This is a genomic window from Pantanalinema rosaneae CENA516 (assembly GCF_050753385.1).
Classification (GTDB): domain Bacteria; phylum Cyanobacteriota; class Cyanobacteriia; order Leptolyngbyales; family Leptolyngbyaceae; genus Pantanalinema; species Pantanalinema rosaneae.
Genome location: NZ_JBLZFZ010000099.1, coordinates 1 through 14,719, shown reverse-complemented (window position 1 = coordinate 14,719; position 14,719 = coordinate 1). Strand labels below are relative to the sequence as shown.

The window sequence follows — 14,719 nt, the reverse complement described above, 5'->3', positions numbered from 1 at the left end:
AGATGTGTATAAGAGACAGCTCCCCACCCGACCCCAATCTCCTGCTCCCGACTGCGAATCTTACGAGTGGCTTCATAGCCATCCATCACCGGCATCCGAATGTCCATCAAGATCAAATGGGGTTGCCAGCGTTCCCAAGCGGCTAAGCCTTCCTGTCCATTGCGAGCTTCCCTGACCTCAAAGCCCAAAGGAGCTAGCATCTTAATCAGAAATTGACTATTTTCCCATTGATCTTCAACGATTAAAATCCGATAGAGCGGTTGCTGGGGAGCCAAACCGACAACCTGCTGAGTCGGGTGTAAGGTTGGCAGATCAACGACCTCTGCTTGACCGGCTCGGATACTAAACTTAAATAAACTACCCTGTGCGATCGCACTACAGACAATAATTTCCCCACCCATCAAGTTGACAAATTTGCGGCTAATCGCTAACCCTAACCCCGTTCCTTCATTTGCCTGCCGACCCGCGTCTGTTTGCACAAATGGTTGAAATAAGCGTTCTAAATCTTCAGGAGCAATGCCATCTCCAGTATCTTCTACCTCAAACAACAACGTGTATTGCCGCTCCTCCGCCTTTTGGGCGATCGCAGTAGAGACTTGGCTCGCCACCCTTAATATCACTTGCCCAGTTTGGGTAAATTTGATTGCATTGCCGAGTAAATTTAATAGAACTTGCCGCAACTTCCCCTCATCAGCCACAACATATTGAGGTAAGTCGGATGTGCGCTCAAACCTCAGATGTAACTGTTTTGCCCGGGCCTTAACCTGTAGCATCACCTCCAAATCATCCAGCAAGTGATATAAATCAAAGCTGGTTTCATTCAACTGCACTCGACCCGCTTCAATCTTAGACATTTCCAGCACATCGTTGATTAAGCTCAACAAATGCTGCCCACTGCGATTAATAATGGCTAAATGCTGCTGATGCTCTGAACTGAGCGAGCGATCGTGGCTCATCACCTGAGTAAACCCTAGAATCACATTCAGTGGAGTCCGCAGTTCATGACTCATATTCGCCAAAAATTCGCTTTTCGCCCGACTAGCGGCAGCACTCCGAGCCGCTTCCCAGATTGCTGTTTCCTTAGCCCGTTGCAGTTCTACCTCAGTTTGTTTGTGTTCCGTTGTCTCTTCTAATAACACTAAAAACCCATCTAACCGCCGCGATCGCGGGATCTCCTCATGCACAGAACGATATACCAAGGGTTGCAACACCAGATCAAACCATTGCTCCCCCTGGCGCAAATTACTATGTTTAATCGAGTCCCCCGAGCGCAGACATTCGAGACTGATGTGCCACTGTTCCTCGCTTAACCAGGTCGGGACTAATGAGCCATTCAAGCTACTGCCCACCTGGATATTCAGCCATTGGGTGGCTAGCGGATTACAAAACCAGATCACCCCATGGAAATCGGTTGCCAGTAACCCAACGGATAATGACCGCGCGATCGCCGCTTGAGCCGACTGCGATCTGCCAAATTGTTCCGCGATCGCGGCAAGTTGTGCCACCCGTAACACCGCATCCTTCGGTTGGGAGAGTCGCTGTTTGCGCCGGGGAATTAACGGATGGTTGGCTCCCCCATTAAAAATCACCAAATCTTGACAGTAACGATGCCAAATTTGCGCCACCTGCTGTCGCAGTAACCAATTTTCTTGCAAACGTTCACTCAGAGCCACTGCCGCCGCCGTTACTGCAAACAGAATAATCGGCGGGCTAAGCGGTAGGAGATAATTTGCCTGAAGCAGCAGCAGCCCCGTTAACCCCCAAATACTACATAGCCCACTAATCACCACCAGTTGCTGGCGGGTATTCCAGGTAGACATTAGCCCGCTTAAGCCCGTTACTCCCAGGATCAGCAGGAACCATAACCTGGCATCATTTAGAGGGTGAAGAGACTTTTGCTGTAATAGGTTCTGAATCACCGTCGCGTGTAAGTACACACTACTAGCCGGAGGATTGCGATCGAAGGGGGTCACTAATGGGTCAAGCCCAGTCGCCGTCATCCCTACCAACACAATCTTATGCCGAAATGCCTGGGCAGGCACTTTACCCTGAATCACATCGGCAAAGGAATACTGCTGTAACCGCTTTGCTCCGCCTACCCAATTGACCCACTGGGGCTGATCTAAGGGGGGGAGTGCCGGAGCCGGAGACAGCACCAAACTGCGGGATTGAATTGCCGCGATCGCCAAAGCCACCTGTCCTTGAATTTGGGGATCAACCCGTCGTACCAAACCATCCATATCTTCCCGCTTGAGGATATGACCAGTCGTGATCGCTGCCGTCTCCAAACCAGGGACAGGGAATAACGGTGCGCCCGCAACATCCCAGGCTTGCGCCAATACCACACAGCCATGCTGTAACATTGCCTCTGCCAGTTGGGCATCCTCTGGACTGGGTTCCGACCAGACCAAATCAAACACTACAACATTGGGTTTGGCTGTGGATAGAACATTGAGCAACTGCGTATATTTTTGGCGCGACCAGGGAAAGCGTCCCAGTTGGCGCAGGCTGGCATCATCGATCGCCACTAGAACCAGGTTGTGATCCCAGGGTAGCGGGCCCCGCGCCTGGAATAATTGGCGATAGGCGATCTGCTCTAAGGGTTGAAACATCCCCAGAGTAACAAGCAGGGTAATTACTCCGGCAGTCAAACCACCGGGTAAAAATCTCCATGCATGTTTGCGTAGATGCCAATCCATAGCTTAGTTGCCAGTGAATAAAGAAATGCCCATCTATTGTCTTACTTCATTGGTTGGGTCAATCGCACAATCTCTTCAAAGCGAAAGTCGGTCAGCAGCGATCGTAGCCCGACTGCCAACTCGGGAGCCGTCTGGGGAATTTGCTCAATCAATTTCAGGATTTGATGGTCTTTGCCTAAAATAGCTGCCTGGTGGACTTGAGCAATCCATGGGTTGGGCATCACCTGGAATAACTCAGCCGTTAAGCGATCGGGCATCACGGATAGAGGCGTTACCTTAATGGAGTCACTTTCTTCGTACAGATACCGCACTCCCAGGTGCTCAGCTAATTTGGCAAACACCTCCTCATCCTGAAAAGGCTTACTAATGAAATCATCACATCCCATGGCTAAAATTGCGGAGCGATCTTCCTCAAACGCACTACTCGTCACAGCAATCACGATCGTGTCCTGCCCCTTTGCCGTTGCTTTAATCTGACGGGTGGCTTCATACCCATCCATCACCGGCATTCGCATATCCATGAGAATCAAATGCGGTTGCCAGGATTCCCAGATCGCAATGCCCTCCTGACCATGATTAGCAACTCGAAGCGTAAATCCCAACGGCTGTAGTAACTTGAGCAGAATTTGCTGATTTTCCCACCGATCTTCCACAATTAACAAGCGATAGGTTGGCTGATCAGGGGCAAGTCCAATCACCTGCTGAGTCGAATAGAAGCTCGGTAACTGAGCCATTTCAGCTATTTCAGCCTGAATATAAAATCGAAAAATACTGCCCTGACTGACTGCACTTTCCACCATAATCTCGCCCCCCATCAATTGCACAAACTTCTGACTAATCGCTAACCCCAAACCTGTCCCTTCAGAAGCTTGTTGACCCGTTGGAGTTTGCACAAACGGTGTAAACAATCGCTGTAGATCATCCGGAGAAATCCCCAATCCAGTGTCTTCAACTTCAAAGCTCAGGGTGAGGGGTGGGGAGGGAGAGGGAGATAAGGAGGATGAGGAAGATAAGGAGGGTGAGGGAGATGAGGAGGATGAGGCAGGGGAGAGGGGAGAGGGAGAGCAAGCGACCGCTTCCCTATCTTCCTTAACTTCCCTATCTTCCCTATCTTCCCTATCTTCCCTATCTTCCCTATCTTCCCTATCTTCCTTAACTTCCCTAACTTCCCTAACTTCCCTATCTCTCCTATTTTCCCCAACATCCCAACCTTGACTTACAGGATGAACTCTGACGCGCAAAGCCACACTGCCGACAGACGTAAATTTAATGGCATTTCCTAATAGGTTGAGCAACACCTGCCGGAGTTTCCCTTCATCTGTCGTGATGTATTGCGGTAGGTGGGTTGACCGATCGAAGGTGAGAGAGAGATGTTTTGCCTCCGCTTTGAGGTGCAACATGTCATACAGAGTATCTAATAGACGATGCAGGTCGAAACTGGTAGGATGCAGTTTTAACCGACCCGCTTCAATCTTCGACATCTCCAGGACATCATTGATCAAGGCTAATAAATGCTGACCACTCCGACTAATAATACCAACGGAATCTCGGTGTTCGGGCTTTAGCGATCGATCCCGACTCATAATTTGTGTAAATCCGAGGATAGCATTGAGAGGAGTGCGTAACTCGTGGCTCATATTGGCGAGAAATTCACTTTTAGCCCGACTAGCCGCTTCGGCAGCATCCTTGGCTTTTTCCAGATCCGCAGATTGCTTCTGGGTTTGCGCTAATAGTTCAGATTGTTGCTCAACACTGGTACGCAGAGCCGCTTCCGCCTGTTTGCGATCGGTAATATCGGTAGAAATCCCTAAAGCCAATACCGTTTTGCCATCGATCGAGACAATCGGTTTTTTAATGGTGCGAAAGTCTTGAGTGTCACCTGCCGCAGAGGACACTGTTTCTTCAATCAATTTGGTCTGTCCGGTGGCGATCACTTCGCGATCGTCGTGTAAGAAATGCTCAACTTCAGTAGCATTTGGATTGAAATCAGCATCGGTTTTACCAATTAGTTCTTCAACACTAACGCCATAGATCTCAGCCGTTGCTTGATTCGCTAACACAAATTTGCCATGCCAATCCTTGGCAAAGATTAGATTGGGAGGGGTATCGATCACGGTGCGCAAAAACTCTTGCTGTCGTCTTAAGGTTTCTTCAGCTTGCTGACGCTCATCTTCAACGCGCTTGCGCTCACTAATATCCGACAGTGAACCGACCAGACGGATTAGCTTGCCAGCCTCATCCCAGACAAACAGCGATCGATCTAAAACCCATTTATAGCTACCATCTCGGCACTGAAGCCGATACTCTTGGGCAACTACTTGAGTCTCCTGCCGATAGTCAGCTACCGTTGCTGCCACAACCCGATCGTAATCATCGGGATGAATGCGGCTGAGCCATTCAATTTCCCGGTTAGCAATTTCATCCGAATGATACCCCAGCATCTCTGCCCAGCGCTGCGATCGAAACACCGAGCCTGTTTGCAAATTCAGATCGAAAATGCCGTCATTACTCGCTTTGATCACCAGTTGCCAGCGTTCTTCACTTTTGCGCAATTCCTCTTCCGCCTGTTTGCGATCGCTGATATCCCGTTGCACTCCAAAGTGCCCCGTAATCCGCCCTTGAGCGTCATAGAGGCAAATGTAATCCCCTTCTATCCATACAGGACTACCATCAAATTTCCGTTCAGTGGTTTCAATATGGAGCCGTCCAAGGTCAAAAAATCGTCGCCAAACCTGTCGTCCCTGCTGGAGGTCATGGGCAAACAAGTCATTCGGAGTAATCCCCAAAAATTGCTCACGGCTCATGCCATATTGCTTTAACATCGCATCATTAACTTTAGTGATCCGCTGATGGGCAAAGACATAATCAAGCACCTGTTCTTTGTCGATCGTGTCATTCCACTCCACTGGTTGATCCAGCATCATAAAGAAGAAACCATCCAGCGATTGGGCAAAGAATAGTTCGAGGTGTTCTTCTGCCTGCTGTCGATCGCGGATCTCCTGCTGAAGCATAAGGTTTTGTTGATCAAGAATTTCGCGCTGCCGCTGTTCCTGTTCCAACAAGCGAATTTGTGCCAGCGCAATGCCGACATGAGCCGCGATCGATTCAATTAGTTGAATATCATTCCGACTCCACTGCCGGAAGCGATCGCACTGTTGTAGCACCACCACACCATTAGTCTGCCCCTGATAGGAGGTGCGAATCATTAACATGGATTTCAGCCCAATGCGCTGACAAAGCGCTTCCATCGGCTGAAGGCAGGAATTAGCATAAACATTCGGTAAGACCACCGGATGATCCTGCACCAATACCTGTAAGGTATTCAGGCATTCCCCTACAGAGACTTGCTCAGATGCCGCCAAAGCTATCGGTTCCCCATACTCTGCTGCCCAGCTTAATTGCACCGTTGGCGTTGGTGTATAGAGTAACAGACAGCAGCGATTCACGCCAAAGGCTTGTCCAATTTGAGTGACGGTTGCCTCAAACAGTTGCTGAGGTTCCAGTTGGGAGCGAATAGTATCAGTAATCTGTTGAATCAATAAGGCTCGTTTCAACTGGCGTTCTAACGCTGTTTCTGCCTGCCGTCGATCGATGTGGGGTGACGACAATTCCGGCTCGACCGATCGCGAGTTCCGTAAGGTCGATCGCAGCACTTTCAACACACTCTCTTGCGTGATTAACCCAATCGGTTGGTCTTGCTGATTGACTACGGGTAGAATCGTCAGTTGATGTTCTTCAAACAGCGCTAATAGGGTATCAATATCCGGCAATTCCAATTCATAGACCGAACATACCCGACCTGCCATGCTATCGCCTACCCGACAGGTTGACAAGTTAACCCTGGATGCAAGTAACTGCACCGCATCTCGTTCGGTAAATACTCCCACCAACCGTCCACCCGCCGTTTCTGGTTCAACCACAAGAATACCGGGATAACTGGTTTGCGCTAAACCGGCGATCGCATCTGGCACAACAGCGGTGGCGACAATTGTGGGCGGCTGACGGTAAATTGCACTGGCAATTGAGGTATTCATGCCACTGAGCTACTAATTTCGCTCCAGAACTTGTCGAGTAATACTGACAATATGATCAAACTGAAAATTGCGGTTCCAATCCATCAACGTTCCCGCTAACGACGCATGAACTGCCGGAATCTCTTGAATTAGTTGGGCAATTTGATGATCAAATCCTTTAATCGCCGCCTGATGCAACCGGGTTAACCAATCAGCAGGCATCACGACTTGTAACGATTCAATCATCAATTCATCCGACAGCTTAGGAAAGGGGGCAATGAATGATGCCTGTAATTCAATATCGGGATTCACAGTAGCGCTGAAGGTAGTGGTTAAACTGAGATCAGTTGCTCCTGCCCGCACCATAATCTGAAACCGGGCGATCGTCCCCTGCCCCAGGGTACTTGAGAGTGTCAAATCACCTCCCATCAATTGCACAAACTGCCGACTGAGCAACAGCGTCAACCCCATGCCCTGCCCTAACTTGCGACCAGTTTCACTCTGGGAAAAGGCTTGAAATAACCGATCCAACTCATGGGCTGCAATTCCCTGTCCGGTATCTGCCACTTCAAAACTGAGGTGATACCGAGTCGGTGGCGAGTGACCAGTGCCGTTGGTGGTTGGCTCCGTAGCCCAATCGACATAGCCCACCTTGACCCGCAGCGTCACCCCTCCCTGGCTGGTAAACCGAACGGCATTGTCCAGTAAACCCATCAACACCTGCCGCAATTTACTTTCATCGGCTTCAATCACCTGAGGCAAAGTAGGATCGCGATCGACGATTAATCGCAATCCTTTGGCTGCCGCCTTTTGACCCCAAACCGCTTCTATCGAATCCAACAACCGCACGAGATCAAAACTATGCTCGTTCAGCGCCAATTGACTGGCTTCTACCTGAGTAATTGCCAGAATATGATTAATCAATTTCAACAGATGTCGCCCACTTTGATTAATACTTTTGGAGTAGTCTTGATACTCTGCCGATAATGCGGCATCTTGCTGCATTAACTCGGAAAATCCTAAGATGGCATTGAGTGGTGTTCGCAGTTCATGACTCATGCGAGCTAAGAATTCGCTTTTGGCATAGTTTGCCGCTTCCGCCGCTTCCTTGGCATCCTGTAGGGCTGCTTCAATCAACAATCGCTTCTGAATCTCCTGACGGAGTGCGGCTTCTGTTTGCTTATGATGATCAATCTCCTGTTGTAAGCGTTGGTTGCGCTCACTCAAATCATCTTTAAGGCGCTGAATCATCAGTTGATTCTCAATCCGTACCAAGACTTCTTCCGATTGAAACGGCTTTGTAATATAGTCAGCACCCCCTAACTCAAAGGCTTTTACCTTACCCGTTACATCATCCAGAGCACTGAGAAAAATCACTGGGATTTCTTTAGTTTGAGGATTATTTTTTAACTGCTGGCATACTTCATACCCATCCATTGTTGGCATCCGAATATCCAGCAGGATCAAATCCGGTAAGAGGTTCCTAATACTGATTAGAGCCATTTCACCATTCGTGACGCAGCGAACTTTATAGTCATGTTCCGTCAAAGTATTGGACAGCACCCGTAAGTTATCCGGTGAGTCATCAACGATGAGGATATTTCCTCTAAAGGGTTTCACGACATCAGGGTTCATTGCACGACTGTTGGGATAAGTGAATGAGTTGCTCAAACTGAAAGTTATCAACCCAATGCGCTAAGGTTTGCGCTAAAGGGGCGTAGTTGGGAGGAATTTGCTCAATTAACTGCAAAAGCTGCCGATCGGATCCTAAAATCGCCGCTTGATGCAGTTGTTGTAGCCATTCTGTTGACATCATTGCCTCTAACGTCTCTCGGCATCCGGCTCTATCCAGTGGCGTTCCCAACTGGAGATTGAGGGCACTTGAGATCGATACCTTCGTGGAACTATCCGGCTCGCTATCGGCATAAACATACTGCACCCCTAAATGTTCCGCCATTTTCTCTAAAATCACCGCTTCTCGAAATGGCTTACGGACAAAGTCATTACAGCCTGCGGCTAACACCTTTGCCCGATCTTCTTCAAAGGCACTGGCGGTCAAGGCCACAATTTTGGTTGAGTGCAGCGGCTGACCTACCGCCAACTGTTCTCCCTCCCTTTCCCAGCGATTCCGTTCCATCTGGCGAATTTGCTGCGTTGCTTCAAACCCATTCATCACAGGCAGGCGCATATCCATCCAGATAAAATCAGGTTGCCATCCTTGCCACAGGTCGATCGCAACGGCCCCATTGACCGCTTCCTGTACCTCAAACCCCAGCGATCGCAGTAGGCTGACTAATAGTTGCCGACTTTCCCAGTGATCTTCCACCACCATAATGCGGTAGGTCGGTTGTCCGGGGGCTAACGCGATCGCCTTTCGTTGTGGTTGTTGGGGCGCAACATGGTCAGAGGCTACCACCGTGACCCAAATCTGAAATTGCACACAGGTTCCTTGATTCAGAACGCTGTTAACAGTAATCTCTCCCCCCATTAACTGCACAAACTTTTGGCTGATCGGTAGCCCTAAGCCAGTCCCTTCATCATGGGTTTTGCCAGTTTTAGACTGCACAAATGGCTCGAATAAATAATTCAGTTCATTCGGATCAATTCCTAATCCAGTATCCTCTACCGTAAACTGAAGCCAGCAACCCGGTGCTGCAACCAAGGACATTGACGGCTCGGGGCGATCGTCCTGGGCAACCGTAACCTGTTCCGTAGCGGCAACCTGTAACGTGACACAGCCCTCCGGCGTAAATTTAATCGCATTTCCCAGGAGATTAATTAACACTTGCCGCAGCTTACCTTCATCCGTTTGCACATACCGGGGCACCTCTGGAGCACAATGAAACCGCAATTGCAATCCTTTAGAATCGGCTTTCAGCCGCAGCATATTTTCCAGGCTGTTGAGTAAGTAAACCAGATCAAAACAGGTGGGATTGAGTGAGGTTCTGCCTGCCTCAATCTTCGACATTTCTAAAACATCATTGATCAAGTTCAGCAAATGCTCACCACTACGACCGATAATACCCAAGTATTCATGGGCAGTATCACTTAGAGAGCTTTCCCGCGCCATCAGTTGCGTAAAACCCAAAATCACATTGAGCGGAGTCCGCAGTTCATGGCTCATATTGGCTAAAAACTCGCTCTTAGTGCGGTTGGCATCAGCACTGCGAATGGCCTCCCGGATGGCTGCCTCCTTCGCCTGCTGTAACGCCACCTCCGTCTGTTTCCGCTCTTGAATGTCTTCAATAATGCCAATAAAGCATTGCGGATTACCACTCGCATCTCGCATCAACGAGCCAGTTAAATTGACCCAGCGAGGCTGCTGATCTTTGCAAATACAGCGAATTTCCAGCGAGTAGGTTTGAATATTGCCCAGCGTGGCTTGTTCTGCCAACGCTAAACTTTGCTCCAAATCTTCGGGATGAATCAAATCCTGAAACGTCTTTGCCAATAATTCTGTTTCTGAGTAACCCAGTAGATCACAAACTCCTTTATTCACCCGAATCAGTTGACCGTAAGTTGTGGTCAGGGCGATGCCCACCGCCGCTTGTTCAAAAATAGCCCGAAAGCGCTCTTCACTTTCCCGTAACGCTTGCTCAGTTCGCTTGCGTTCGGCTTCGTTGCGTTTACGATCGCTGATATCCTGAATCATCAGCAACACTTCATTCTCCCCACTGACTGAAATCCGGATTTCCTCAGCGACAACTTTATCCGGCAGCACAATCTGATGTTCATAGACCTGAGTTTCACCCGTCGCGATCGCTCGTTGGATGTAAGCCAGTTGTGTCTGAGCTAAATCCGGGGGCAAGACATCGGCAATATGTCGGTTGGGCTGAAGATTGAGTTGTTCAAACGCATCCTGGAAGTCCTTTGGGGGCATGTAATCTAAATGATAACCATCCCCGCTCACCCGAATCAGCAGATCAGGAATCCCTTGCAAAAATGCCCGATTATGGGCTTCACTGCGGCTTAATGCCTGTTCCACTTGTTTCCGTTCTGTGATATCCCTGGCAACCAGAATCACCGATTGCTCAGACAGGGGCGAAATTCGCGCCGATAACCATTTCTCCAGCCCGCGAATTGGGATACTATATTCCAATTCCACGGTGCGTTGCTGATCCAGGCTGGTGTGAATTCCCTTCAGTAGCACGTCTGCGATCGCAGGTGGTAACGTTTCATGTAACGTTTTGCCCAACATTTCTTCGGCTGGTTTGATCAAATTGGGGCTTGTTGGCGCTACCTTCAAACAGCGCCCTTCCCGATCGCGCACAATCACCACATCCGTCATCGCCCGGAACAACGCTTGTAATTCAGCTTCAATTTGTTTTTGGGCTAACACCACACCCAGTTGGGTGGCGACGGCTAACACCAGTTGAGTTAAGTGCTCATCCTGGGCACAGGGTTCGGCAATGAAAAAGACCAGGATCGCTAAGATGCTGGTGTGTGAAGTCTCGTGGTTAGATAGCGAGGTTAAAGGCTGGCGAAAATTTGCCCCCAGTCCGCGATCGCCCGCCACCATAATCGGAACCCCGAAGTGAGCTTTGAAACCAAAATCCGCCGCCGAAAGATGGATCAACCGACTATCCTCGATCGCGGGTTGTTCTAACCAAGCGGCGATATCAGGCATCCATTCCGGTTGTTGACTTTTCCAGACACGTCCGGCAATCCCTTCGTTAGCCGCCAGCATTTTACCGACGATCGTGCGGCGAAATTGTTCTACCTGAGCGATCGCGGTACTCGGTTTACCGTTGCGGTTACAATACCAGATGGAACTACACTCCAGCACCGTGTCATCGGCGGCAGGCAACCACACCTCTCCATACATCCAACCTGTCGCTTCACAGAGGGTACTTAAGGCAATTTCTAAGGCGTGGTCAAAGTCGGAGGCTGCCGCGATCGCCTGAGTCAAGTTTAATAACAGTTGAATTTCTGCTTCGGCTTGCTGCCGCTTGGCTTCAATTTGTTTGGCATTAATAAACCTGCCAATACTTTGAGCCATCAATTCAATAATCTCCTTCTCATGGTTGGCAAATCCTTGCGATCGAGCCGCAGTAGAGAAAAAGCATAGAGTGCCAAATAGCCGACCATCTACGAAAATTGGAGTTCCCAGGTACGATTCCAGTTGCAAGGCTTGATACAACGGATGACATTGCATGGCGGCAATTTCACCAACATGCTCGAAGGCAACGGTAGCCTGAGACTCACTCGCATAGCGACAAAAGGTATCCTGTAGGTCAACGGCTAAATCAGGAACGAGCGTCGCAAATTCCGACTGAACGGCTAAAAAGGTATAGGTCTGATCCTGAATTCTCCCGACTGCACCCGCCGCAAAGTTCAAGACTTCGCACCCCGTCCGGATGTAATCACTAAATAATTCCTCCAGGCTATCGAAATCGGTCATATTCAAGCGATGCAATTGTTTTAAGCTGACGCTAAAATCGGTTAATGCTCGTGATTTCTGATTCAGGTCTAACTCAGCGGCTTTACGGGCAGTGATGTCACGATATTGCCAGAGATGCCCTTGATATTTCTGGTCATGAAAAATGGGGATATAATCTCGCTCGAAAATCTGACCATTCTTTAAGGAAATTTCTTCCCCTACTACCACCTGCTGCTGTTGCAGAATCTGTTCAATGCGATCGGCAAAATCTGTCGGTGACACCCCAAATTCTGCCAACGGGGTAGCAAACAGATCAATATCGGTACAACCAATAATTTCTGATTCAGTCCGTTGCACAAAGGCTTCAAAGGCTTTATTACATCCCAAATAAACACTCTCTAAATCTTTATAAAAAATTAAATCAGGGATAGAATCGATTAAATGCCTCAAGAATGCTCGTTCCTGAGCAAGTTTGGCTTCTACCTGCTGCTGTTTCCGTAACGCGCCTTCCCGATGATGGATTTCTTGTTGCAACTGGTGGTTTTGCTCGATCAATTGGACTTGTTGCTGCTGAAGTTCTCGTTGCAGGCGTACCAATTGCAGTTGATGCTCCACCCGAGCTAGCACCTCCGGCATTTGCCAGGGTTTGGTAATGAAATCTGCTCCCCCCATCGCAAACGCCTTGACTTTATCCGTCACTTCATCCAATGCACTCAGAAAAATGATGGGAATCCGGCAAGTCGCTTGGTCGGCTTTCAGCAACTGACAGAATTCATAGCCATTCATTTCTGGCATCATCATATCGAGCAACACCAACTCCGGCGGCGTGGATTGGATCGAGTGCAAAGCCGTTGCTATATCAAGGGCGGTGCTCACTTCATAACCATATTTCCTGAGCCGTCTCGCTAACACGTCCAGGTTATCTGGGTGATCGTCAATGACCAGAATCCTGCCTTTAGCTGCATCAGTTTGCCCAGCCTTCTGCTCAACACTCATGTCCCATCTGCCTGAAATCGCCGCAGGAACTCTGCCCTGATCCTAACCTTAATTTAATTTAGCCAAATTAAAGTTTCTATAGCGATTTTGACTGTCGCTAACCCAGTGACTCTTTCAGAGCGAACCAGTTACGATCGGTTGATTGGCGGTTGTTTAGCTTCCCTTTGGTGAGATCCCGATCGCGAATTCTGTTGCCATTAAAGCCGTTGCCGCCTGACTGTCAATCGGTTTAGAGAACAAATATCCCTGCATTTTGTGGCAACCACTCGCCTGTAAAGCCTCTAAGTCTTCAACTGTTTCTACTCCTTCCGCAATTACATCCAATCCCAATTTAGAGGCTAATAACACGATCGTTTCGCTGATATCCCATTGTTTCCCCTGCACAAATGAGCGATCGATTTTTAGCACATCGATCGGAAGATCCTGTAAGCGTCCTAAGGAAGAATAGCCGGTGCCAAAATCATCCACATAAAACTGAATCCCTAATGCCCGCAGCTTACCTAGCACAACGATCGCGATTTCTTGATTTTCAATTAATGCACTTTCAGTAATTTCTAACTTTAGATGCTTGGGTGAAACCTGTGTTTCCCATAAAATCTGTTGCACTTCCTCAACCAAATGGGGTTCTAACAGTTGTAGAGCCGATAAATTCACGCTCATTGTTAAAGCCGAGTGAGTCGGAAACTGCTGTTGCCAGAGATAAAGTTGCTGGCAGGCTTGTTTCAGTACCCATAGTCCTAATTGATGAATTCGCCCAATCTGCTCGGCTAAGGGAATAAATACCGTGGGTGAGATCATGCCTCGACTGGGATGTTGCCACCGCACCAAGGCTTCAAATCCAACAATTTGATTAGAGTCAGCAGTAATAATTGGTTGATATAGTACCTGAAATTCCTGGCGATCGCAGGCTTCATGTAAATCATTTTCTAGTTGTAATTGCTCAATTCGCGCATCTGATAAAACGGTTAGCGGTAGGGTCGGTCTGTTCTCGATCGCATTAGCAAGTCGGCTTAACCGATTAACATTACTGATCGCGATCGCCAACACCCGCTCACCTTCTTCAGAGAGCTGCCCAAGCTGTCCAGTATACAGTAATCCTAATGCTCCCTGGATGGAGGTGAGTGGGGTGCGTAACTCATGGCAGAGAAACAGCGCCACATCCTGAAACGACTCAGAGCTAAACGATTCAGCCGCAAACAATGATTGATGACTCGATTGATTAATCTCTTGGGACATTATGATTATATTTTGCGCCCTGAAAGAAACTACATCTGAACTATCAACATAAGTAGGATTCAAAATCGTTTCTCCCAACTATTTGGATGATCGCCAACGTCCTGAATTAGAAAGACCAATACTGATCTCTAAGGATTAACAGACTTTAGCTAAATTCAACCCTAAAACATGAAAAATATGCTGTTTTAACTGGCTTAATTCATGAGTGTAGTCGGGATACAAAGCAACCTGGGTATACAGCGTTTTATGCAAAGACACTAAATTCTCTAACCGTCGGACACTTTGCGCCAGATCAGTTGCTTCAGGATACAAATGGGACAAAATATCATCTATATTAGCCGTCGTAATACTATCTTTTTCTGAAAAATCCACTAGTAAAAACTTTGGTTCAGATT

Annotated in this window: 6 protein-coding genes; all 6 read right to left on the bottom strand. The window is 48.4% G+C overall.

Annotation, left to right across the window (positions count from 1 at the left end; translation table 11 throughout):
* Positions 1 to 2,699, bottom strand: a 2,699-nt coding sequence (locus tag ACN4EK_RS30805; RefSeq protein ID WP_431662264.1) for a CHASE2 domain-containing protein, incomplete at its 3' end; no start/stop codon positions are given.
* Positions 2,700 to 2,740: 41 nt separating this feature from the next.
* Entirely contained in the window at positions 2,741 to 6,733 is a 3,993-nt protein-coding gene (locus ACN4EK_RS30800) for a PAS domain S-box protein (protein ID WP_431662263.1), read from the bottom strand.
* Positions 6,734 to 6,745: 12 nt separating this feature from the next.
* The gene (locus ACN4EK_RS30795) at positions 6,746 to 8,347 is read right to left on the bottom strand and encodes a hybrid sensor histidine kinase/response regulator (protein WP_431662262.1); all 1,602 of its coding nucleotides are present in this window, start codon (positions 8,345 to 8,347) and stop codon (positions 6,746 to 6,748) included.
* Positions 8,337 to 13,088, bottom strand: a complete 4,752-nt coding sequence (locus ACN4EK_RS30790; RefSeq protein ID WP_431662261.1) for a PAS domain S-box protein — start codon at positions 13,086 to 13,088, stop codon at positions 8,337 to 8,339. Before ACN4EK_RS30790 ends, ACN4EK_RS30795 begins: the two co-directional genes overlap by 11 nt.
* Positions 13,089 to 13,241: 153 nt before the next feature.
* The gene (locus ACN4EK_RS30785) at positions 13,242 to 14,324 is read right to left on the bottom strand and encodes a putative bifunctional diguanylate cyclase/phosphodiesterase (RefSeq protein WP_431662260.1); all 1,083 of its coding nucleotides are present in this window, start codon (positions 14,322 to 14,324) and stop codon (positions 13,242 to 13,244) included.
* 135 nt (positions 14,325 to 14,459) lie between these two features.
* A partial coding sequence (locus ACN4EK_RS30780; RefSeq protein WP_431662259.1) for a hypothetical protein occupies positions 14,460 to 14,719 on the bottom strand: 260 nt, incomplete at its 5' end.

What these genes read in the sequence shown, in the direction of transcription:
- ACN4EK_RS30800 (WP_431662263.1), bottom strand. Translation starts at nt 6,733, where the DNA reads ATGAATACCTCAATTGCCAGTGCAATTTACCGTCAGCCGCCCACAATT.
- ACN4EK_RS30795 (WP_431662262.1), bottom strand. Translation starts at nt 8,347, where the DNA reads ATGAACCCTGATGTCGTGAAACCCTTTAGAGGAAATATCCTCATCGTT.
- ACN4EK_RS30790 (WP_431662261.1), bottom strand. Translation starts at nt 13,088, where the DNA reads ATGAGTGTTGAGCAGAAGGCTGGGCAAACTGATGCAGCTAAAGGCAGG.
- ACN4EK_RS30785 (WP_431662260.1), bottom strand. Translation starts at nt 14,324, where the DNA reads ATGTCCCAAGAGATTAATCAATCGAGTCATCAATCATTGTTTGCGGCT.